The following is a 20370-nucleotide window of genomic DNA, read 5'->3' on the forward strand; positions in this document are numbered from 1 at the left end:
CGAAACTCACCGACGCGCAACAACTGTCCATTTTTCACTCCACCGCGCCCCACCCGCCGCCGCCCGGCGTCTCCAGCAGCAGCCGGTCGCCGGCTTCCACTTCCGTCCCATCTACCGAGCCCAGTTCCAGCACCTCGCCGGATGCGCGGATGACGCGCTGGCGGCCGGGGGCGCCGGGGTGGCCGCCGGCGACGCCGTACGGGCCTTTGGCGCGGTGCTGGGTGAGGACGGAGAGCGACATGGGCTCCAGGAAGGTGAGCTCGCGCACGGCGCCGTCGCCGCCGCGGTGCGCGCCCGCGCCGCCGGAGCCCGCGCGGATGCCGAATCGCTCCACACGCACCGGATAGCGGTGCTCCACCACCTCGGGGTCGGTAATGCGCGTGTTGGTCATGTGGCTGTGCACCGCGCTCGCGCCGTCCCACCCCGGCCCCGCGCCCGTCCCGCCGCACACCGTCTCGTAGTAGCCAAAGCGCTCCGAACCCCACAGCACGTTGTTCATCGTCCCCTGGCCGCAGGCGGCGAGGCCGAGTGCCTTGAGCAGCGTATCCGTCAGCCGCTGGCTCACTTCGGTGTTGCCGCCGACCACCGCGGGATCGAGCGACGGATCGGTCCCGAACGGCGGGTTCAGCAGGCCGGGGGGGACGATCAGCTCCACCGCGCGCAGCAGCCCCTCGTTCAGCGGCAGCGGCTCGCGGACGAGCAGACGAAGCACGTAGAGGACGACACTGCGGACGATGGCGGGCGTGGCGTTCAGGTTGCCCGGATGCACCTGCGCCGATCTCGCGAAGTCGATGGTCGCGCGGTCGCCCGCCACGTCGATGCGGACGCGGAGCGGAGAGCCGTCGTCCAGCCGCTCCAGCGCCTGGTACGTGCCGTCGGGTATGCGGCGCAGGGCGTCGCGGATGCCGGCCTCCGCGCGCTGCTTGAGCGCGTCCATGTAGTCCGCGACCGCGCCGCGCCCGTGCTCACGGGCGAGCGCGCGCAGCATCTCCGCGCCGCGGTGGTTGGCGGCGACGGCGGCGGCCAGGTCGGCCAGGTTGTCGTCGATGGACCGCGACGGATGCGGCCCGCCCGCCAGCACATCGCGCATCGCATCCCAATCCGCCTCGCCGCCGCGGACCAGGTGCATGGGGGCGATGACGACGCCCTCCTCCGCCAGCGTGCGCGCGGCGGGCGGCATGGAGCCGGGCCGCGTGCCGCCAATCTCCGCGTGGTGCGCGCGGCTGGCCACGTAGCCGATCAGCACCGCCTCGTCGTCGTGGACGGGGGTGATGACGGTCACGTCGGGGAGGTGCGATCCGCCGAAACCGGGGTGATTGGTGACGACAACGTCGCCCGGGCGCATCTCCACCGCGTCGCGGACGGCGCGGACGCAGAGGCCCATGGCCCCCAGGTGCACGGGGATGTGGGGCGCATTCACCACCAGCTCGCCCGCCGCGTCCAGCAACGCGCATGAGAAGTCGAGGCGTTCTTTGACGTTGGTCGAGAGTGCCGTGCGCCGCAGCATCTCGCCCATCTCGCCAACCAGCGCGCGGAAGCGGGAGACGAAGAGCTCCAGGCGGACGGCTTGAGGGACGGCTGTGCGAGAGTGCGAAGGTGCGAAAGTGCGAGAGTGGGTGTCGGCGGAGTTCGTCGCGCTCTCGTCAGCGTTCGCGGTGAGGACGAGGTTCGCGGCGCCGTCGACAGCCGTGATCCACCCCGCGGCGACGTACGTGGCGCTATGGCGCTCGGCGATCAGCGCGGGGCCGGCGAGGCGGGCGCCGGCGACCAGTCGGTCTCGTTCGTAGACGGGGACGGACATCCAGGCGCCGCCGATCCACGCTTCGCGTGTGCCGGCGGGGATGGCGTCGTGCCGATCGGACGCAGGTGCGGCTGGGGTTTCGTGCGTCTGGGTGGATGCGATCGCGCGGACGGATTCCACCTCGATGGGGCGGGATGCGGGGCGGTGGCCGTAGACGGCGGCGTAGCGCGCTTCGAATGCATCCCGCAAAGAAACCGATCGGTCCCATTCGATAGTCAGCGTGGAATCCTGCCCCACGTAGCGCAGGTTGGCGATGCGGCGGCGGATGGAGATCTCGTCGCGCGGCACGCCCTCGCGCGCGACGGCGTCCGCGGCCTCGGCGGAAAGGGCGTCGAAGGTCGATTCGATGTCATCCTCCACCTCGTCCAGGCGGCGCAGGACCTGGCGCTCGGCGAAGCGCTCCAGCGGCGCGTGGCCAATGCCCAGCGCGCTCAGCAGCCCCGCGTCCGTGGGCACGATGACGGTGCCGATCCCCAGGCGCGACGCCACGCCGCACGCGTGCTGCGCCCCCGCCCCGCCGAAAGCCACCAGCGCGTACTCCGACGGATCGTAGCCGCGGCGCAGGCTGATGCTGCGGATCGCGTCCGCCATCCGCTCGTCGGCGAGGTCGATCAACCCCGCCAGCAGCGCCTGCCGGTCCACCGCCTCGCCCGTCACGGCGCGGACGCGGGCGGCGAGGGCGTCGGCGGCCGCGGCGGCGGGGGCGGGGTCGACGGGGATGGCGAAGCGCGCCGGATCCAGTCGGCCCAGAAGCAGGTTGCAGTCGGTGACGGTGAGCGGTCCGCCCGCGCCGTAGCACGCCGGCCCGGGGGATGCGCCCGCGCTCTCCGGCCCCACGCGCACGCCCTGCGCGTCGAAGGCGCAGATGGAGCCGCCGCCCGCCGCCACGCTTTCGATGGCCAGCGCCGGCGCGACGATGCGGGCTCCGCCCACCTCGTGCTCCCACACGTACTCGAAGTCGCCGTCCACGCGCGCCACGTCGGTGCTGGTGCCGCCCATGTCGAACGCGATCACCCGCGCGTATCCCGCGCGCCGCCCCGCCAGCGCCGCGCCCACCACGCCGCCTGCCGGGCCGCTGAGCAGCGAATCTTTCGCGCGGAAGTCCTCCGGCCGCACCAGCCCGCCGGCGCTGGTCATCACGTGCAGCCGCCCGCCACCCAGTTCCCGCCGCACGCCCTCAAGGTATCCGCCGATCACCGGCCCCAGGTACGCGTCCACCACCGCCGTCTCCGCGCGCGCCAGCAGTCCGATGAACGGCGCCAGGTCGGACGAGATGGAGACGTGCTGGAACCCCGCCGCACGCAACGCGTCCGCCAGTGCGCGTTCGTGCGCGGGGTCGCGAAAGGCGTGCGCCAGCGCGACGGCGGCGGAGCGGATTCCGGTGGATGCGATGCGCTCCGCCGCGGCGGCGCGCGCGGCTTCGATGTCCAGCCGCACCAGCACGGAACCGTCCGCCGCGCGCCGCTCATCGACCTCGATCGACTCGGCGTACAGCGGCTCCGGCTTGCGCACGTCCAGCGCGAACAGGTCGGGCCGCTGCTGCGTGCCGATGCGCAGCAGGTCGCCGAAGCCACGCGTAATGAACAGCGCCGTCGCCGCGCCGCGCCGCTCCAGCAGGGCGTTGGTGCCGCGCGTGGTCGCCAGCCGCATGGCCAGCGGCGGCAGCGCGGCGCCGTAAGCCGTCCCCGTCACCAGCCGTGCCGCCAGCACCGGCGCCTCATCTGGTGAGCGCACTTCGATCGCCGCGCCGGGGCGCAGTCCATCCACCCCCCGCACCAGCCGCATCCGCCCGCTCGCGGGATCGTACGACGCGATGCGCACCGGCTCCGCGTCCCCCGAAAGCACGCGCAGCTCCAGCCCGTCCACCACGCCCGGCGCCGCGCCCCAGTCCTCCGCGATGCGCAGCGTGTCAGCGGCTTCCACCTCCGCGACAACGGCGCGCAACGCGCTGCTGCTGAGCACCTTGGCCCGCCGCAGCGTGCCGGCGGGGTCCAGCGCCAGGCAGTCCGTAAACGTGCCGCCGGTGTCGATCCAGATGTGCCAGGGCAAAGAGGTACGAAAGTACGAGGGTACGGAGTACGGAACGGCGACTGGCCGTAGAATAGCGGTGTGATGGGCGGAATGCAGCGGGGAGGGGATTTCACAAACGAAAGCGGCGTCCACACTCCGGACGCCGCCACACGGGAACCGTACTTTCGTACCCCGTACTTTCGTACCTTCGTACCCTCAGTCGTACCCTCACTCCTTCCGCGGCGCCTCCGCCAGCGGCGTCATGTGCACGGACAGCGGGCTGCGGTCGCCCTCGGCGCCCACGACGACGTCGTAAAAGAATCCGCTTCCCGACAGCCGCTGCACCTCGTCCGCCGTGATCCCCAGCTCGCCCGCGCCGCCCAGGACGCGGATGGGGCGGCCGGCCTCCACCTCGCGGGCGGTGAACAGCTCCGCCAGGTACAGCCCGCCGGGCGAGCCCTGGCGCAGCATGCGCCCCGCCGTATCCTCGATGAACGCGGAAAGCACGTCCATCACCCCGTCTGCCCCCGTGGGCTGGCCGTTCTCCGTGCGCACCAGCGTCGCCACCCGCCGCCCCGCCTCAACGAACTGGATCACCCCGTACGCCATCCGTCCTCCTCGACCGGTTCCGAACCCGCGTGAGCGGCCACGCGGGTGCAACCGGCGGGCCGCCGCCCTTGTCCGGCCGCGCCGCGCCCGGCACTTTGCTACGCCGCCGCAGGACCGCATCCCCAAGAGCCACTGGAGCCACGTTCGATGAAGATGCCCGCGCGCACCGCCCTGGCCGCGCTTGCGCTGTCGCTTTTCGCCGCCCCCGCCGCCGCGCAGGAGAGTGGCGCGTACGTCGTACGGCTGGGCCGCGACACGGTGCTGGTGGAGCAGTTCACCCGCACCGCCGACCGGATCGAGGGGACGATCGTCGGGCGCACGCCGCGCACGGCGGTCCGCAGCTACACCGCGACGCTGCGCCCGGACGGCGGCATCAGCCGGCTGGAGGTGGTGACGCGCATTCCCGCCGCGCCGGAGCTGCTGCCGCAGACGCTGACGGTGACGATGGGCGCCGACAGCGCGCAATGGCGTACGCAGCGCGGCGACACCGTGCGCGAGGGGACGATGGCGATTACGGCGGACGCGTCGCCCTGGATCGGCAACGCGTGGGGGCTGGCGCAGCCGACGCTCGGCGCGGCGTACGCGCGGGGCGCGGACTCGGTCGCGGTGCCGGTGGTGCAGGCGGGCGCGCGGCAGACCGGGACCGTCAGCTTTATCCGCAAGGGCGCGGATTCGCTGCTCATCCGCTCACCCAACGGTGTGACGCGGGCGCGGGTGGACGCACAGGGGCGCATCGTGGGCGCGCACAGCCCGGAGAGCACCTTCAAGGCCGAGGTAGAGCGAGTGGCGTCCGTAGATGCGAACGCCATCGCGGCGGCATGGGCGGCGCGCGACCAGGCGGGGCAGCAGGTAGGCTCGCTCTCGCCGCGCGACTCGGTGGCGGCCGACATCAGCGGCGCGAACGTCTCCGTGGCGTATGGGCGGCCGTCGCTGCGTGGCCGGACGGGCGTGGGCGGCCTGCTGGTGCCGTACGGGCAGGTGTGGCGCACCGGCGCAAACGAGGCCACGCACTTTCGCGCGGACCGCGACCTGATGTTCGGCGACACGCGGGTGCCGGCGGGGAGCTACACCCTGTGGACTGTCCCGGCGGCGGAAGGGTGGACGGTGATCTTCAACCGGCAGACAGGCCAGTGGGGGACGGTGTACGATCCGGCGCAGGACCTGGCCCGCATCCCCGCCTCCACGGACCGCGCGCCCGGCGGCCCGGTGGAGCAGTTCACCATGCGCATCGAGCCGTCGGAGTGCGGCGACGGCGGCACGCTGCGGATGATGTGGGAGAACACGCGGGTGTCGGTGCCGTTTACGGTGGCCCGGTGAGCGACGAGACCACGCCGGTGGAGGTGGGGCCGTCGGAGGACGGCTCCGCGCTGCGCATCCGCTGGAAGGACGGCGCCGTGTCGGACTATCCGCCGCGCTACCTGCGGCTGATGTGCCCGTGCGCCGGGTGCGTGGAGGAGATGACGAGCCGCCCCACCCTGAACCCCGCCACGGTGCCCATGGACGTGCATCCGCTCACGGTGGAGTACGTGGGCGAGTACGCGCTGCGCTTCGACTGGAGCGACGGCCATAAGACGGGCATCTACCCGTTCGATTTTCTGCGCGACATCGCCCTGGGGACGTGACCCAGATTACAGAAGACGTGACCCAGATTACAGAATAAGGGTGGAGCTTGACCGGTATAACTTTTGTATGTACGCTTCATGGTGTATCTCGTCAAGGGATCCGGAACTGCTCAGGGGGAAAGCATGCACAAGGAAATCAAGATGCAGAAGGTCGGCGGGTCTGCATCCGCAACTCTGCCGAAGGCGATGCTCGATCGACACCAGATCGAGGCTGGAGATCAGGTGTTCGCCGTCGATACGGATGCTGGCATCCTCATCACTCCCTATGATCCGGACTTTGCCGAGGCAATGATGATCTCGGACCGGATCACCAAGAAGTACCGCAACGCGCTCCGGGAACTCGCCAAGTGAACTTTGCCGAGTCCGCTCCGGAACCAAGGTGGTTGGGGCGGCGGCTGGTTGATTACATCCAGCAGAACCAGATCGTTCTTTTCGGCGGAGCGTACGGGGTTCGAGATTCAGGGCTGATCGAATCAGCCCTGATGCGTCCCCGGAACAAGTGGGACTTCGCTGACGAGCATGACCTGTGTTCCTTGGCGGCAGCCTATGGGTACGGCCTTGCGACGAACCACGGATATGTGGACGGGAACAAGCGCGTCGCCTTCGTGGCGATGACAACGTTCCTGGAATTGAACGGATTGTTGTTCGATGCGCTCGAACCCGAGGTCGTGAGATTTATGGTGGGTGTCGCGGCGGGAGAGAATGCTGAAGACAGCATCGCGGAATGGCTGCGCCGATGGACCGAGCCGTTGATCGGGTGAGTGGATCTCCACGTGATCGGCGGTGCTGAATAGACTGAGGGCCCAAGCTGTATGTTTGGGCCCTCAGTCGTTGGCGTGCGCCTCGTTACACAGTGCAACGAGGCCGGCGAGTCGCCAAGCCAGCCCTACTCCCCGTACGGTACCCAGATGTTCTTGACCTGGGTGGCCTGGCGCAGGAACTCGCGGCCTTCGCCCTGCTCGGCGTCGAACCAGTCACGGTCGCGGCCGTAGCTTACCCAGGTGCGCTTCATGTTGCCGGCGGAAAGGCGCTCCACCAGGGTGCTGCCCTCGGCGCCGCCAAAGTACCAGACGGCGTCCACGTCGTCGTGGGCGGCCAGCGTTTCGGCCAGCTCATCGCGCTTGCCGGTGACGATGTTCACCACGCCGCCGGGCACGTCGCTGGTATCCAGCACCTGGTAGAAGTCCGTGGCCGCCAGCGGCCAGCGTTCGGACGGGACCACGACGACCGCGTTGCCCATGGCGATCGCCGGCGCGATGGCGCTCACAAAGCCCAGCAACGGCGCCGCATCGGGGCACGCCACGCCGATCACGCCGATGGGCTCGTTCATCGCCAGCGTCACGTTGCGCATGGGCGCGGCGTGCACCAGGCCGTCGTACTTGTCCGCCCAGGCGGCGTACGTGTACAGGCGGCGGATGCTGGCGTCCACCTCGCGCTCGGCGCCGGCCTCGTCGCCCGTCATCTGCGCGATGCGGCGGGCGAACTCGTCGGTGCGGGCGGCCAGGTTCTCGGCCAGGTAGTACAGCACCTGCGCGCGGTTGTGCGCCGTCCCCCTGGCCCAGCCGCCCGCCTTGTGCGCCGCCTCGACCGCGTTGCGCACGTCTTTGCGGTTGCCCAGCCCCACGTCGCCCACCAGCCGCTCGCCCGCGCCGGTCACCGGCAGCGAGTAGCCGCTGTCCGGCCGCGCCTGCTTCCCGCCGATGTACAGCTTGGCCGTGCGGTCGATGGGCGGCAGCGACGGCCCGCCGTTGCGCCCCTTGTCCTTGGACGGCTTGGACTTGCGGTCATCCTTGCGCGACGCGGCGCCGTTCTTCGCCTCCGCCTCCCAGCGCGGCTTTACGTACTCCCACAGCCCTTCCTTGCCGCCCTCGCGCCCAAAGCCGCTTTCCTTGTATCCACCGAACCCCGCGCCGGCGTCGAACAGGTTGGTGCTGTTGATCCACACCGTCCCCGCCTGCACCCTGGGCGCGATATCCAGCGCCAGGTTGATGCTCTCCGTCCACACGCTGGCGGCCAGCCCGTACGGCGTGTTGTTGGACAGCGCCACGGCCTCGGAGGGCGTGCGGAAGGTCATCAGCACCACCACGGGGCCAAAGATCTCCACCTGCGCGATGGTGGACGAAGGCGCCACGTCCGTGAACAGCGTGGGCGGAAAGAAGCACCCCTCCTGCGGGCAGCTCCACGACGGCTGCCACAGGGTCGCGCCCTCGTCGCGCCCCTGCTGCACCAGCTCGCCGATCTTCTGCAGCTGAACGGGGGCCACGATGGCGCCGATGTCCACGCCCTTGTCCAGCGGGTCGCCCACGCGCAGCGTCTCCATCCGCTCCCGCAGCCGCTGCGTCAGCTTGTCCGCGATCCCCTCCTGCGCCAGGATGCGCGAGCCCGCACAGCACACCTGCCCCTGGTTGAACCAGATGGCGTCGACCACGCCCTCGATCACGCTCTCCAGGTCCGCGTCGTCAAAGACGATAAAGGGCGACTTGCCGCCCAGCTCCAGCGACAGCTTCTTTCCGCTCCCCGCCGTGGCCACGCGGATGATGCGGCCCACGTCGGTGGATCCCGTAAAGGCGATCTTGTCCACGCCCGGGTGCTCCACGATCCCCGCGCCCGTGCGCCCGTCGCCGGTGATGATGTTCACGACGCCCGGCGGCAGCCCCGCGTCGCGGCACACCTCGGCGAAGAGCAGCGCCGTGAGCGAGGTGAACTCGGCGGGCTTGAGCACCACCGTGTTCCCCATCGCCAGCGCCGGCGCGATTTTCCACGCCATCATCAGCAGCGGAAAGTTCCACGGGATGATCTGCCCCACGACGCCGATCCCCGTGTAGCCGGGCATCTCGGCGTCCATCAGCTGCGCCCAGCCGGCGTGGTGGTAAAAGTGCCGCGCCACCAGGGGAATGTCGATGTCGCGCGACTCGCGGATCGGCTTGCCGTTGTCCATCGTCTCCAGGACGGCAAACAGGCGCGAGTGCCGCTGGATGTGCCGCGCCAGCGCGTACAGGTAGCGGGCGCGCCCGTGGCCGTCGAGCGCCTGCCACGCGGGAAGCGCCTCGCGGGCCGCGCGCACCGCCGCGTCCACGTCCGCCGCCCCGCCCTGCGCGATGCGGGCGAGCGGCTGGTTGGTGGCGGGGTTGGTGGTGTCGAACCACTCCCCCTCTGCCGGGTTGCGCCACTCGCCGCCGATGAAGTGCCCGAAGGTGCGCCCCCGCTCCTCGAGCCAGCGCACGGCGGGCGAGGCGCTTTCGGGGGCGGGGCCGTATTCCATGGTCTCGAAGATCTCGGCGATGCTCATGGGTGCCGCGGGATGGTAAGGGGTCATGCTTCGCCCGCGCTCCCGTGCGCGCGACGCTCACCGCCCAATCTACGCACCCGCCGCCGTTTGCGCATGATGCACGGCGCCGACGGATTGCGTGCGGCGGTCAGGGGATGGATTCAACGCAGCGTTTGCGGCGTTCGAACGGAGAGTAGCAGAAGACGGCCGACGTGATCGCCGCAGTCTCGTCGTCCGCTCCACGGGCCCCACGTTGCCGGATGGGACATGGATGGTGAGGCGTCCCCGTCCCGATGCCGCACATCCGCCGCCGCCCGCTCCTGACGTGCGCGGCGAGCCATGCGGCACAAGCCACGTTCCCGCAGCGGCTTCCGATCCCACGTAAATCCAGGTGTTTCACGGCCTTGCGATTGCACGCGCAAGTGCCGTCATCCCGCCCCAAAGATTCCCGCACGCCGTCCATCCGTCAGGAGATTGTCATGCGCCGCATGATCGGTCCCGCTTTGTCCGCCGCGGCGGCCCTGCTGTTCGCCGCCGGCTGCTCCGAGCCCACCGTTCCGGATCTTCCCTACGAGTTGGCCTCCGCGCCGCTGCCGCCTTCCCGCACGGTGGTGGTCGATTCCACCCGCCTGGAACTGGCCGGCGACCCAGCGGAGCGGGCTGGCGGCGTCTACCGGTTCGCGGTCATCGGCCAGCCGCAGGAGATCGCGGCGGGTGACGTGATCATAGGCGCGCAGAGTCAGGGGTTCCTGCGGCGTGTGAACAGCGCGCACCTGTCGGACGGCCAGCTGGTGCTTTCCACGCGCGCCGCGGGGCTGGACGAGGCGGTGGGACAGGGCAGCTTTCACGGCTCGGCGGCGCTGAGCGTGGACGCGGGCGCGGTGCGCGGGCCCTCGTACACGCTGGGGCCCGTGACCACGGAGGCGGTGGCGAGCGGGATCACGCTGGACAAGGCGGGGCTGCGCTTCAACAGCGTGCGGATCTTTGACGCGCGCAAGTGCGGCACGCCGGGGGGCACCTGCGGCCAGATCACCTTTGGGGTCACCAACGGGTACGCGGGCTTTACCTCCCGGCTGGACATGGACGGCAAGGCCACGCTGGCGGGCGGCATTACCGAGGCGCACCTGTCCGTGTCCGGCACGGCGACGATGAACGTGGACGCGTACGCCCAGGTGGACGGCGCGGTGCAGGGCGGGCCCTGGAAGCGAACGCTGCTCTCGCAGTCGAGGCCGTTCGTGATGATGGTGGCCGGCCTGCCCGTGGCGGGCACGGTGACGGTGGAGCTGATCGGGGAGCTGTCGGCGGAGATCGCGGGGCCGGCGCGCATTGACGCCGGCGTCACCAGCACCACCGCCGCCAGCGTGGGGGCCGGATGGACGCGCCGATCGGGGTTCTACCGCATCCTCTCGCGCAACCCGCAGACCTCCGCCCGGCCGGTGCGGATCACGGACTATCCCAGGGCCGGGTTCACCTTCACCATCGAGCCCAAGGTGACGGTGTCGCTGCTGGCGGGGACGGCGGAGTCCTACGCGGGCCTCCGGCCTTACCTGGCCTTTCAGCTGTCCCCGTTCCCCGGGCTGGACGTCGCGCGTACCCGGGTAGAGTTCGGGCTCGGGGCCGAAGCCGGGGTAGACTTCAACGTGTTCAGCACCAACCTGGGAAGCTATGCCTACCGGGTGCACATCATGGAAACGCTGGTAAGCCTGGACGAGTTCGCCATTCCGCGCATCCCCACCGGGATCGCGCGAAAGTCGAGCAACCTGCAGCGAAACTACCCCGGCATGCAGCTTCGCGAGCCCATCATCGCCAAGGTGGTGAACAACTGGGGCAGAGGCGTTCCCGGGGTGCGCGTGAACTTCGTGGTCACCTCGGGGCGAGGTACGCTCTCCGCCGCCTCCGGCATCAGCGACGAGCTGGGGCAGGTGCAGGTGCGATGGACGCTGGGTCCCGTCATCGGCACCCAGACGGTGGTGGCTTCGTCGCCCTCCATCCCCGGCGCCACGGCGCAGTTCCGCGCAACCGCGGTCCGGCCGTAACGCGTCGGATGATGGTGGTTGATCGCGTCTGATTCATCGCTACGCCGTTCGTCTGCCAGGGCGAACAGGGATTCGCGGCTTCGTCCGCAGCCAGGCGCGATTTCGATTGGAGGCGTGCGGTCCGCTCGCGGAAGCGAATGAATTCGCCGCTGGAAAATCGCAAAGTCCGCCTTCGCGGACTCGGCGGCCCTGCGGTTTGCGGCGTCCCCGGCACCTGCGCGTCCGCAGCCATGCGACTCCGGTCGGCCCGGCCCCGGGCGATTGAAATCGAAGCTACGACGTCACAAAGTCCACCTTCGTGGACTCGGCGGCCCGGCGGTTTGCGGCGTCCCCGGCACCTGTGCGTCCGCAGCCGAAAAGGCGTGAGCTTGCGCCGGGGAGGATCAGTCTGCCGTCGCATCGCCCGGGCGCCAAGGATCGTCCTCCAGCTTTGCGATCAGCCGGTCCATGAGGGCCACGGCCTGGCGCAACTCGTCCGCGTCGATCCGCTCCGTCACCTGATGGGTAAAGGCGTGCTGCAGGGGGCGGATGACGTCGATGGCGTCCCAGCCGGCCTGCGTGGGGCGCAACAGCCTGGCGCGGCGATGGCGTGGGTTGTCGACGTACTCCGCCATGCCGTCGTGCACCAGCGCGTCCGCCAGCCGCTGCACGCTTTGCCGCGTAAGCCCCATCGCCCGCGCGGCGTCGCTGACGGTAAGCGGTTCGCGGAGAACCGCGCCCAGCACCTGCCAGCGCGCGGCCGTGAGCCCGGCCGGCCGCGCCATCTCCTCTGCCACAGCCAGAAATAGCCCGTTCAGGCGAAAGGTGCGGATCACCAGGTCCGTCAGCGCATCCCCGGCGGCGGAGCGCGCCTGGTCCGCCCGGCTCGCCTCGTCCAGCCGGCTCACGCCGCGGTGCCTTCGGCCGGCGCGCCCTCGGCGGCCATGAGGGCGTAGAAGCCAGCCGCGTCACCGTGCTTGTAGAGGCTGTACCACGCGTCCAGCACCGGCGGCGCGTACAGACCCAGCCGCTCAAAGATCGCCCGCGCAAAGTCCACGGGCGCCGTGGCGCTGGAGGTGATCAGGTCGCCGTCCCGGTGCGCGGGCGCGTCCACGTAGTGCTCGCCGCCAGTATATCCCGCGATCGGCGACAGGTATTCGGGCGCGTTGCTGGTGTGCGGGCGCGCGTTCAGCAGGCCGCCGTTCGCCAGCGCCCACGTGGCGCCGCAGATGGCCGCAACCGGCACGCCCGCGTCCAGAAAAGTGCGCGCAGCTTCGACGGCATCGGCGTGCGCGCCTTCTTCCCACGCGGTGGAGCCGGGGAGGATGAGCATCGCACTCTCCTCCGGCCGCAGCTCCGCCAGCGCCATGTCGGGGACGATGCTCAGCCCGCCCATCGTCCGCACCGGATCCTTCGTAGGGCCAACCGTCCGGACGGTGAAGCGCCCGGGGTTCAGCTGAAACATCGGCTGGTTGATCCCCACGACCGCATAGCTGTACTCCCAATCCGCCATCATGTCCAGGACGAAGAGGTGCACCGTCTGCCGTTCCATGATCATCGCTCCGGTGAGTGGATCCAGGCGCACTTTGACAGAGTGCTGTCAACCTCACTCGGAAGGTAAATCGATGACAGGATGCTGTCAATGATTCAGGAATGCGATGCTCCACGCGGCCCGCAAATGAGGTGCATTCAACCGTTCCCCCGTAGGGAAGCACGGAGAGGAACCGCCCGAGGATGCGAACGGGCGCGAGTCAGCCCATCCAACGAGTGAAGGGCCGCGTGTTCACCCTCCATGGATCCTGTCATGACTCGCATTCTCTTTCAGCGCGCTCCCGAGGGCTTTCGCACCGTCCGCGGTGGTTTGATCAAGGACCTGCAGATCAGGCTGGCCGCCGCTGGTTCATCACCCGGAATGCTGGACGGCATCTACGGGCGTGATACCGAGCAGGCCATCCGCGCGTGGGAAGCCGGGCAGGGCCGGTCGCCGACGGGCAAGGTGACGGACGATGCCTGGCTGGAGCTGTTCGGCGCGCCACCGCCGATCTTCGATCGCTGCCTGCAGCTGACCGCCGCGTTCGAGGGGCACGGGTACGAACTGGTAGCGGGCAACTTTGACGACGCGTGGATCACCTGGGGCATCATCGGCTTCACGCTCAAGCATGGTGAGCTGGGACGCATGCTCAAGCAGATCCGGGTCAGCCACTCGGCACTGTTCAGCGACGCATTCGGTGGGCTGGAAGCGGAGTTGGTGAGCGTGCTGGACGGTAGCGACGCACGCAAACGGGACTGGGCCAACTCCATCTCCATCGGCCAGAACCGCCAGCGCGTGCGCGAAGACTGGAGCGCCGCGTTCCGGCGGCTGGGCTCACGGCGGGAAGTACAGGAGATCCAGCGCCATTTTGCCCACGGGTACTGGGACATCGCGCTGAACGACGCAAAGCGGTTCGGGTTGAAAACGGAGATGGGGCTGGCGCTGGCGTTCGACGTAGCGGTGCAGAACGGCGGCGCCGACGCAGGCGACGTGGCCCGCATCCGCGCCAAACTGCAGAACAACCCGCCGCAGACGGAGCAGGACCTGCGGATCATCGTGGCCAACGGCATCGCCGAAGGAAGCAAGCCGCAGTGGATCACCGACGTCCGCCGCCGCAAGCTGGCCATCGCCACCGGGAGCGGAACCGTGCACAAGGCCAGGTACGCCGTGAAGACGTGGGGCCTGGACGAGTTCAACGCCGGGATCTAGCCCCGGCGCCTGCCGACGGGGCGGATGCAAACGGAAGCGCGCCGGGTGAGGTGCCCGGCGCGCTCGTTCGTGTGGATCAGCCGAAGCCTCAGTAGGCCGGCGGATCGCCCTGGCGCGAGCCGCCGCCGTGCTCCATCGGCGGGTCGGAGCGCTTGGTGTCTTCACCCATCTCGGGGAAGTTCGTCCCCGAGCCGGTGCCCGCGCCGTACGCCGTCGATCCCGTCGACGTGGGGCCGCTGGTGGAGCCGGACGCGCCGTATCCACCACCCGTGCCCGAGCCGCCGCTGGTACCGCCCAGCCCGGAGCCGCCCGTCGTTCCGCCCGTGCCGCCGCCGTAGCCGCCGCCCGTCGAACCGCCGGTGCCCGATCCGCCCAGCCCGGAGCCGCCGCCGGTCGAGCCGAGGCCGCCGGTGCCGCCACCGACGCCGCTGTCACCCAGCCCGGCGCCTCCCAGCCCGGAGCCGCCCACACCGGAGCCGCCGGTGCTGGTGCCCGAGCCGATTACGCCGCTGGCGCCGCCGGAGCCGCCGGACTCCGAGCTGGAACCGCCGCCGCGGCGCTCATCGAAATCCTTGCGGATGCCGTCCAGGGCGCCCTGAATGCGCGAGAGCAGCGAGTCGATGCGCGGCTGCACATCGGCGATGAACTCGTCCACCTTGGGCTTGGCCTTGTCGCGCGCGTCCTGCAGGCGCGGCTTGAGCTCCTCTACCACGCCTTCGACGCGGGCTTCCACGTCCTGGAACATTTGCTTCACGCGCGGCCGCAGGTCACCCAGCACGGCCTCGATGCGCGAGTTCAGCTCCTCGAACGGGCTGCTGTCCCCGCCGCCCGTCGATCCACCCGTGCCGCCCGTGGAGCCGCCGGTGCCGGTCGATCCGCCGGTCCCCGCGGAGCCGAAGGCGTCGCTGGTGCCGCCGGTCCCCGTGCCGCCCGTCGAACCGCCGGTGGTTCCACCCGTCGAGCCGCCGGTCGTCCCCGAGCCGAACCCGCCGCCGGTGCTTCCGCCGGTGGCACCCGTGGAGCCGGAGCCGAACCCGCTGGAACCTCCGGTGCCGGCGCCGCCGGTGGATGAACTGCCAAAGCCGCTGGATCCGCCGGTACCGCCCGCAGATCCCCCTGGCGTGCCGCCGGTACCAGAGGTATCGCCAGGGCCGCCGTAAGGGTTGTTGTCCATGGTCCGTCTCCCGTGCTGAGCGAAAATGTGGGGTGCCCGGCCCGATGCCGCGGCCCCTGCCGACTACGTCATGCACACGCGGAACACCCTACGCACCCGCCGTGCCGGTGTTTCCGGAAAACGGCGCGAGGGTACCAAAGGCACGGTGTGCGGCGGAGAGTGAGCCCCAGGGCAACGTGCCTTCCGTACCCGCGCATCGCCGTACCGTCCACGGCCTTTCGCGCCACCCGCAACCCGTGCCATATTGCGCGGTTGCAACCGCCGGGGCGGCGGGCGCGCACTTCCCTGTGAGAGTTTTGAGACCGATGGCGACTGTTGAATTGCCGGCTGCCGGGGCCCCGCTCACGGCGCTCAGCGAAGATGAGGTGATGTTCCGCGACGCCGTACGCCAGTTCGCGGAAGAGGACGTGCGCCCCCGCGTGCACTCCATGGACGAAAAGCAGCAGATGGATCCGGCGCTCATCCCCCAGTTCTTTGAGCTGGGGCTGATGGGCATCGAGGTGCCCGAGGAGTTCGGCGGCACCGGCGCATCGTTCTTTACCGCCGCGCTGGTGGTGGAAGAGCTGAGCCGCGTGGACGCCAGCGTGGGCGTGGTGGTGGACGTGCAGAACACGCTCGTCAACAACGCGTTCCTGCGCTGGGGCTCGGAAGACCTGAAGGCCAAGTACCTGCCGCAGCTGACCAGCGAAAAGGTGGGCGCCTACGCCCTTTCCGAGGCCGGCTCCGGCTCCGACGCATTCGCGCTGGCCACGCGCGCCGTCGCTGCGGACGGCGGATTCCGCCTGCAGGGCCGCAAGCTGTGGATCACCAACGGCGGCGAGGCGGAGATCTTCATCGTCTTCGCCAACGCCGATCCGTCGGCCGGCTACAAGGGGATCACCGCGTTCATCGTGGAAAAGGAGTTCGGCGGGTTTTCCGTGGGCAAAAAGGAGGACAAGCTGGGCATCCGCGCGTCGTCCACCACCGAGCTGGTGCTGGAGGACGTGTTCGTCCCCGCCGAGAACGTGCTGGGCGAGGTAGGCAAGGGCTACAAGACGGCCATCGAGACGCTGAACGAGGGCCGCATCGGCATCGGCGCGCAGATGATCGGCATCGGGCAGGGGTCGCTGGACGCCACGGTGAAGTACGTGCAGGAGCGCGAGCAGTTCGGCAAGCGCATCGGCGACTTTCAGGGCGTGCAGTTCCAGCTTGCACAGATGGCCACGGAACTGGAAGCGGCGCGGCTGATGGTGTACAACGCCGCGCGCCTCAAGGACGCCGGCCAGCCGTTCCTGCAGGAGGCGGCAATGGCCAAGCTGTTCAGCAGCCAGGTGGCGCAGCGCATCACCAGCACCTGCATCGACCTGTACGGCGGCTACGGCTTTACCCGCGAGTACCCCGTGGAGAAGTTCTACCGCGACAGCAAGATCGGCACGATCTACGAAGGCACCAGCAACATGCAGCTGCAGACCATCGCCAAGAACCTGATGAAGTAAGGTCGATCAGGCGCTGGACGAAGCACGACGAAGCCCCGGCCACTCGTTCGGCCGGGGCTTTCTTCGTTCAGTAGAGTCCCGCTCTTGCAATTGTTTCACTGTGTATGCATTGTTTCATCAACACGAAACGATGGTGATTGCATGAAACAATCGTCGGCGTCGAAGACTGCGGAGCATCTCGTATTGAACCTGTTACGGCAGGCGCTCGGCACGCATGGGTCCGTTGATGCCATCCGCCGCTCCGGACGTGAGACCCGGGTGGACATCGTGCTTCGGCTGGGTGACGGACCGGAGCTGTACATGGATCTCAAGACCGCGGACATCCCGCGGAAGCCGCTACGGAGCGATGCGATTCAGCTTCTTGTGCTTCGCCGCGCTACGCGGCGGCTGCACGATGAGCTGCGACGTGCCGGTGTGAGCTTTGTCGATACGGCCGGTATGGTTCACCTCTCCCTCCCGAACGTGCTGGTGGACCGGGCAAACCTGCGGGTGCCCACGCGCGGCACGGCTGTCCGCAGGCATTTCGACCCGTTCTCTGATCGTGGCTCTCTGATCCTTCGCACGCTCATGGAGCCGGGTGCCGATCGGCGTGTGTGGGGTGTCCGCGAATTGGCAGCCGCGGCGGGGGCCAGCCCCGCTACGGCGACCCGCGTTCTCCGCGAACTGGAGACGGCCGGCCTTGAGGTCGTGCGTAGCGGGCGGACGGCGCGCGTGCGCCTGGTAGACTCCATGGCGCTGTTCGGGGCGTGGACGCGGGCATACGACTGGACGCGTAACGCAAGCGTCGCCTTCAACGCTCCCATGGGCGACGTCACGCGGTTTCTGACCCGCATGAGCCGTGCGTGGAGCGGACCCCGATGGGCGCTTACGCTCCAGGCGGGGGCCGCGCGCCTGGCTCCGCTCGCTACGTGGAACCGGGCCCATGTCTACGTTGACGTGCCCGACGTTTCCGCCCTGATGGGGGTGGGGCAAGCCCAGGGGTGGGAACCGGCCGAAGGAGGCAATGTGGTGCTGCTCAAGCCCTGGTACCGCACATCGGCCTGGCACGGGATACGGGAGATCTCCGGAGTTCCGGTGGTGAGCCCGCTGCAGCTCGCCCTGGATCTGTGGCACTATCCCCTGCGTGGCCGCGAGCAGGCCGAGCATCTGATGGAAACGATGCTGTCCGGGAGATCGCTCTGATGCAGCAAGCCGATCTGGAAAGCAGGCTGCGCACCATCCTCGAGGATCTGGAGGCGTACAGGTCCGACATGGTGCTCATCGGCGGCTGGGTGCCGTACCTGTACCGGCACTACGGCGGATTCGCTTCGTGGAGCGGTGAGGACACGCTCACATTCGAGCTGGATGTGCTCGTCGACCGTCCCCTCCCTGCCCATGGCAGGCCAGGCTTGGCCAAGGTGCTGCGGGACGCGGGTTTTCATCCCGTCGACGACGACCGACGTGCGGCCGCGGTATGGGTCCGCGACGCCGGGCTGGGTGAAAAGGTCGAGTTCATCACCGTTCACCGTGGGGTGGCGCACGGTCAAGGACGGGTGGTGCCGCTGACGGACCAACCCGGGCTGGGTGCCTTTCCGCTCGTCGATCTGGAGGTGATCCGGGCTCACACCCGCATGCTCCTCCTTCCACGCCGGGCGGGGATGCGGCCGGTGGAGGTACAGGTTCCCACGCTGGGAGCGTACGTTGTGAACAAGGCTCTCACGTTCATCCGCAGACGCCCGCACACGGACGAGGTCGCAACGCCCAAGCTGGCGAAGGACCTCCTGTACCTTCGCGATCTGGCCGCCGCTGGCGAATACGTAACGGCAGCCATTCGTGAAGACGCCGAGATCATCGCCCGTTCGCCCGGGGGCGCCGATCAGCTCAGGACCGCCGCGACCAACCTCCAGTTGGCGGCCGAGGACCACCTTCGGCACCATCTTGCCACTACGGCAATGATGGTCGTGGAACGTCGCGCTGAGCACAGCATCCAGCTGGAGGAAGCGCGTACCCGCGCCTTTCTGCTCGACGTGCGCGAACTGCTGATGGAAGCCGCTGATCGCCACGCCCCGATGGAGACCGTCACACTCGATTTCGATGCGGATGAATGACGCTGCGCAAGCACTTGATCATGATGCAGTTCCAAGGGGGCCCTGGCTGGCTGACCACGTGCCTCTTTGCTATTCTGCCGGCGTTGTTCCACGGCGAATCCATCCATCCCCGGCCCTGCTCCGACGATGAAGACCATCCCCATGCGTGCGCGCCGCATACTGCACCTGCTGGCCCTCGCCGCCTTATCGCTCGCCCTGCACGCACCCGCGGAGGCGCAGGAGCGGGCGCGGGACCTGGGCATCCACCTGCCGGGAACGCCGGGGCCGCTGAACGCCATCACCGACGTGCCGGGGGTGGAGGTGGGGCACGCGACCCTCATCCGCGGCGACGGGCGGCTGGTGCGGGGCCAGGGGCCGGTGCGCACCGGGGTAACGGCCATTCTGCCGCGCGGACGCACGGGGCCGGACAGCGTGTTCGCCGCGTGGTTCGCGCTCAACGGCAATGGCGAGATGACGGGCACCACGTGGATCCAGGAATCCGGCGTGCTGGAGGGGCCCGTGCTCATCACCAACACGCACAGCGTGGGCGTGGTGCGCGACGCCACGGTCGACTGGATGTCGCGCAACGGCCGCGCACCCATTTTTGCCCTCCCCGTGGTGGCGGAAACGTTCGACGGGGCGCTGAACGACGACCTGGGTTTTCACGTGCGCCCGGAGCACGCGTTCGCGGCGCTGGACGGCGCCCGCGGCGGAGCCGTGCCCGAGGGGAACGTGGGCGGCGGCACGGGGATGATCTGCCACTTCTTCAAGGGCGGCATTGGCACCGCGTCGCGGCGGGTGACGGTGGGCGACTCGGTCTACTCGGTGGGCGTGCTGGTGCAGTGCAACTACGGCGGACGCCGCCCCCTGCGCGTGGACGGCGTACCCGTGGGCGAGGAGATCCGCGACCTGATGCCGTGCATCGCCGGCGGCCTTGCACCGTCGCGCGAATGGCTGGCCGGCGTTCCCGCCTGCCCAGCAGGCGGCACCCAGGGCGCGGCCACGCCGCCGGCGGCGCCCGCGTCGCGCATCGAGGGGATGGGCTCCATCATCGTGGTCGTGGCCACGGACGCGCCGCTGCTGCCGCACCAGCTCAAGCGGATGGCGACCCGCGTGTCGCTGGGCATCGGGCGGATGGGCGGCTTTGGCGAGAACTCGTCGGGCGACATCTTTCTGGCCTTCAGCACCGCCAACCGCGGCGCGTCGGTCACCGAGGGGATCGGTGACCTGCGGATGCTCTCCAACGAGGAGATCAGCCCCTTCTTCTCCGCCACGGCGTACGCCACGGAGGAGGCGATCCTCAACGCCATGCTGGCCGCCGAGACCATGACCGGCGCCGACGGCTTTCGCGTCCACGCCCTCCCCCACGATCGCCTGGTGGAGGTGATGCGCCGCCATCACCGCATCCGCGACTGATCCCGATCCGCGGAAACCATCGCGTGGAGGAGGGAGGAACTGGAGAGAGACGCGGAGAACGACTTGATCCGGCGTCCCTTCTTTGTCCTCCGCGCCTCGCGTGAAGTCCATCTCCACTACGCACCTCCGAAATCCGCCTACGCGATGTCGTATAACTTGCGGCGGAAAGGGAGT

16 protein-coding genes are annotated in these 20370 nt (G+C 69.5%); 10 read left to right on the forward strand and 6 right to left on the reverse strand.

Annotated features, from left to right (window positions below; translation table 11 throughout):
* Positions 1-34: 34 nt before the first annotated feature.
* Entirely contained in the window at positions 35-3850 is a 3816-nt protein-coding gene (locus tag ACOJUJ_RS16415) for a hydantoinase B/oxoprolinase family protein (RefSeq protein ID WP_420127978.1), read from the reverse strand.
* Positions 3851-4039: 189 nt separating this feature from the next.
* Positions 4040-4420 carry a hypothetical protein gene (locus ACOJUJ_RS16420; RefSeq protein ID WP_420127979.1) on the reverse strand — a complete coding sequence of 127 codons (381 nt, stop codon included), beginning with the start codon at positions 4418-4420 and terminating at the stop codon, positions 4040-4042.
* A gap of 147 nt (positions 4421-4567) precedes the next feature.
* Here ACOJUJ_RS16420 and ACOJUJ_RS16425 point away from each other — a divergent pair, with 147 nt between their 5' ends.
* The 4 genes from ACOJUJ_RS16425 (at position 4568) to ACOJUJ_RS16440 (ending at position 6803) form a co-directional block, all read left to right on the forward strand.
* The gene (locus ACOJUJ_RS16425) at positions 4568-5737 is read left to right on the forward strand and encodes a DUF2911 domain-containing protein (protein WP_420127980.1); all 1170 of its coding nucleotides are present in this window, start codon (positions 4568-4570) and stop codon (positions 5735-5737) included.
* Positions 5734-6042 (forward strand): DUF971 domain-containing protein, encoded by a 309-nt coding sequence (locus ACOJUJ_RS16430; RefSeq protein ID WP_420127981.1) that lies wholly within the window; start codon positions 5734-5736, stop codon positions 6040-6042. The genes ACOJUJ_RS16425 and ACOJUJ_RS16430 overlap by 4 nt, the downstream gene beginning before the upstream one ends.
* A gap of 123 nt (positions 6043-6165) precedes the next feature.
* Complete coding sequence (locus ACOJUJ_RS16435) at positions 6166-6393, forward strand: AbrB/MazE/SpoVT family DNA-binding domain-containing protein (protein ID WP_420127982.1); 228 nt, start codon at positions 6166-6168, stop codon at positions 6391-6393.
* A complete protein-coding gene (locus tag ACOJUJ_RS16440) occupies positions 6390-6803 on the forward strand; it encodes a type II toxin-antitoxin system death-on-curing family toxin (protein WP_420127983.1) in 414 nt (137 codons plus the stop codon). The genes ACOJUJ_RS16435 and ACOJUJ_RS16440 overlap by 4 nt, the downstream gene beginning before the upstream one ends.
* A 125-nt stretch (positions 6804-6928) precedes the next feature.
* Here the strand turns inward: ACOJUJ_RS16440 and ACOJUJ_RS16445 are convergent, their stop codons facing one another.
* A complete protein-coding gene (locus tag ACOJUJ_RS16445) occupies positions 6929-9331 on the reverse strand; it encodes an aldehyde dehydrogenase family protein (protein ID WP_420127984.1) in 2403 nt (800 codons plus the stop codon).
* A gap of 458 nt (positions 9332-9789) precedes the next feature.
* Here ACOJUJ_RS16445 and ACOJUJ_RS16450 point away from each other — a divergent pair, with 458 nt between their 5' ends.
* A complete protein-coding gene (locus ACOJUJ_RS16450) occupies positions 9790-11346 on the forward strand; it encodes an Ig-like domain-containing protein (RefSeq protein ID WP_420127985.1) in 1557 nt (518 codons plus the stop codon).
* A gap of 383 nt (positions 11347-11729) precedes the next feature.
* Here ACOJUJ_RS16450 and ACOJUJ_RS16455 read toward each other — a convergent pair whose 3' ends face one another.
* Complete coding sequence (locus ACOJUJ_RS16455) at positions 11730-12233, reverse strand: MarR family winged helix-turn-helix transcriptional regulator (RefSeq protein WP_420127986.1); 504 nt, start codon at positions 12231-12233, stop codon at positions 11730-11732.
* Positions 12230-12877, reverse strand: coding sequence for a type 1 glutamine amidotransferase family protein (locus tag ACOJUJ_RS16460; protein WP_420127987.1), 648 nt, complete (start codon positions 12875-12877; stop codon positions 12230-12232). Before ACOJUJ_RS16460 ends, ACOJUJ_RS16455 begins: the two co-directional genes overlap by 4 nt.
* A 252-nt stretch (positions 12878-13129) precedes the next feature.
* Between ACOJUJ_RS16460 and ACOJUJ_RS16465 the strand changes: the two genes are divergently transcribed.
* Entirely contained in the window at positions 13130-14065 is a 936-nt protein-coding gene (locus tag ACOJUJ_RS16465; protein ID WP_420127988.1) for a peptidoglycan-binding protein, read from the forward strand.
* Between the two features lie 88 nt (positions 14066-14153).
* On the opposite strand, the gene ACOJUJ_RS16470 is transcribed toward ACOJUJ_RS16465, so the two are convergent.
* Positions 14154-15239, reverse strand: coding sequence for a hypothetical protein (locus ACOJUJ_RS16470; RefSeq protein ID WP_420127989.1), 1086 nt, complete (start codon positions 15237-15239; stop codon positions 14154-14156).
* 305 nt (positions 15240-15544) lie between these two features.
* Between ACOJUJ_RS16470 and ACOJUJ_RS16475 the strand changes: the two genes are divergently transcribed.
* From ACOJUJ_RS16475 to ACOJUJ_RS16490, 4 genes are all read left to right on the forward strand, one after another.
* Positions 15545-16714, forward strand: coding sequence for an acyl-CoA dehydrogenase (locus ACOJUJ_RS16475; protein ID WP_420127990.1), 1170 nt, complete (start codon positions 15545-15547; stop codon positions 16712-16714).
* Between the two features lie 141 nt (positions 16715-16855).
* Positions 16856-17896: a type IV toxin-antitoxin system AbiEi family antitoxin gene (locus ACOJUJ_RS16480; protein WP_420127991.1), complete on the forward strand. Its 1041-nt coding sequence runs from the start codon at positions 16856-16858 to the stop codon at positions 17894-17896.
* Positions 17896-18801, forward strand: a complete 906-nt coding sequence (locus ACOJUJ_RS16485) for a GSU2403 family nucleotidyltransferase fold protein (protein WP_420127992.1) — start codon at positions 17896-17898, stop codon at positions 18799-18801. Before ACOJUJ_RS16480 ends, ACOJUJ_RS16485 begins: the two co-directional genes overlap by 1 nt.
* A 126-nt stretch (positions 18802-18927) precedes the next feature.
* The gene (locus tag ACOJUJ_RS16490; protein ID WP_420127993.1) at positions 18928-20196 is read left to right on the forward strand and encodes a P1 family peptidase; all 1269 of its coding nucleotides are present in this window, start codon (positions 18928-18930) and stop codon (positions 20194-20196) included.
* The last annotated feature ends 174 nt before the right edge of the window (positions 20197-20370 follow it).

Origin of the sequence: Longimicrobium sp. (assembly GCF_048594345.1) — a bacterium.
Taxonomy (GTDB): Bacteria; Gemmatimonadota; Gemmatimonadetes; order Longimicrobiales; family Longimicrobiaceae; genus Longimicrobium.

Coding starts and splice junctions, on each gene's coding strand:
- ACOJUJ_RS16420 (WP_420127979.1), bottom strand. CDS start 4,420: ATGGCGTACGGGGTGATCCAGTTCGTTGAGGCGGGGCGGCGGGTGGCG.
- ACOJUJ_RS16425 (WP_420127980.1), top strand. CDS start 4,568: ATGAAGATGCCCGCGCGCACCGCCCTGGCCGCGCTTGCGCTGTCGCTT.
- ACOJUJ_RS16435 (WP_420127982.1), top strand. CDS start 6,166: ATGCACAAGGAAATCAAGATGCAGAAGGTCGGCGGGTCTGCATCCGCA.
- ACOJUJ_RS16445 (WP_420127984.1), bottom strand. CDS start 9,331: ATGAGCATCGCCGAGATCTTCGAGACCATGGAATACGGCCCCGCCCCC.
- ACOJUJ_RS16450 (WP_420127985.1), top strand. CDS start 9,790: ATGCGCCGCATGATCGGTCCCGCTTTGTCCGCCGCGGCGGCCCTGCTG.
- ACOJUJ_RS16460 (WP_420127987.1), bottom strand. CDS start 12,877: ATGGAACGGCAGACGGTGCACCTCTTCGTCCTGGACATGATGGCGGAT.
- ACOJUJ_RS16465 (WP_420127988.1), top strand. CDS start 13,130: ATGACTCGCATTCTCTTTCAGCGCGCTCCCGAGGGCTTTCGCACCGTC.
- ACOJUJ_RS16470 (WP_420127989.1), bottom strand. CDS start 15,239: ATGGACAACAACCCTTACGGCGGCCCTGGCGATACCTCTGGTACCGGC.
- ACOJUJ_RS16475 (WP_420127990.1), top strand. CDS start 15,545: ATGGCGACTGTTGAATTGCCGGCTGCCGGGGCCCCGCTCACGGCGCTC.
- ACOJUJ_RS16480 (WP_420127991.1), top strand. CDS start 16,856: ATGAAACAATCGTCGGCGTCGAAGACTGCGGAGCATCTCGTATTGAAC.
- ACOJUJ_RS16485 (WP_420127992.1), top strand. CDS start 17,896: ATGCAGCAAGCCGATCTGGAAAGCAGGCTGCGCACCATCCTCGAGGAT.
- ACOJUJ_RS16490 (WP_420127993.1), top strand. CDS start 18,928: ATGAAGACCATCCCCATGCGTGCGCGCCGCATACTGCACCTGCTGGCC.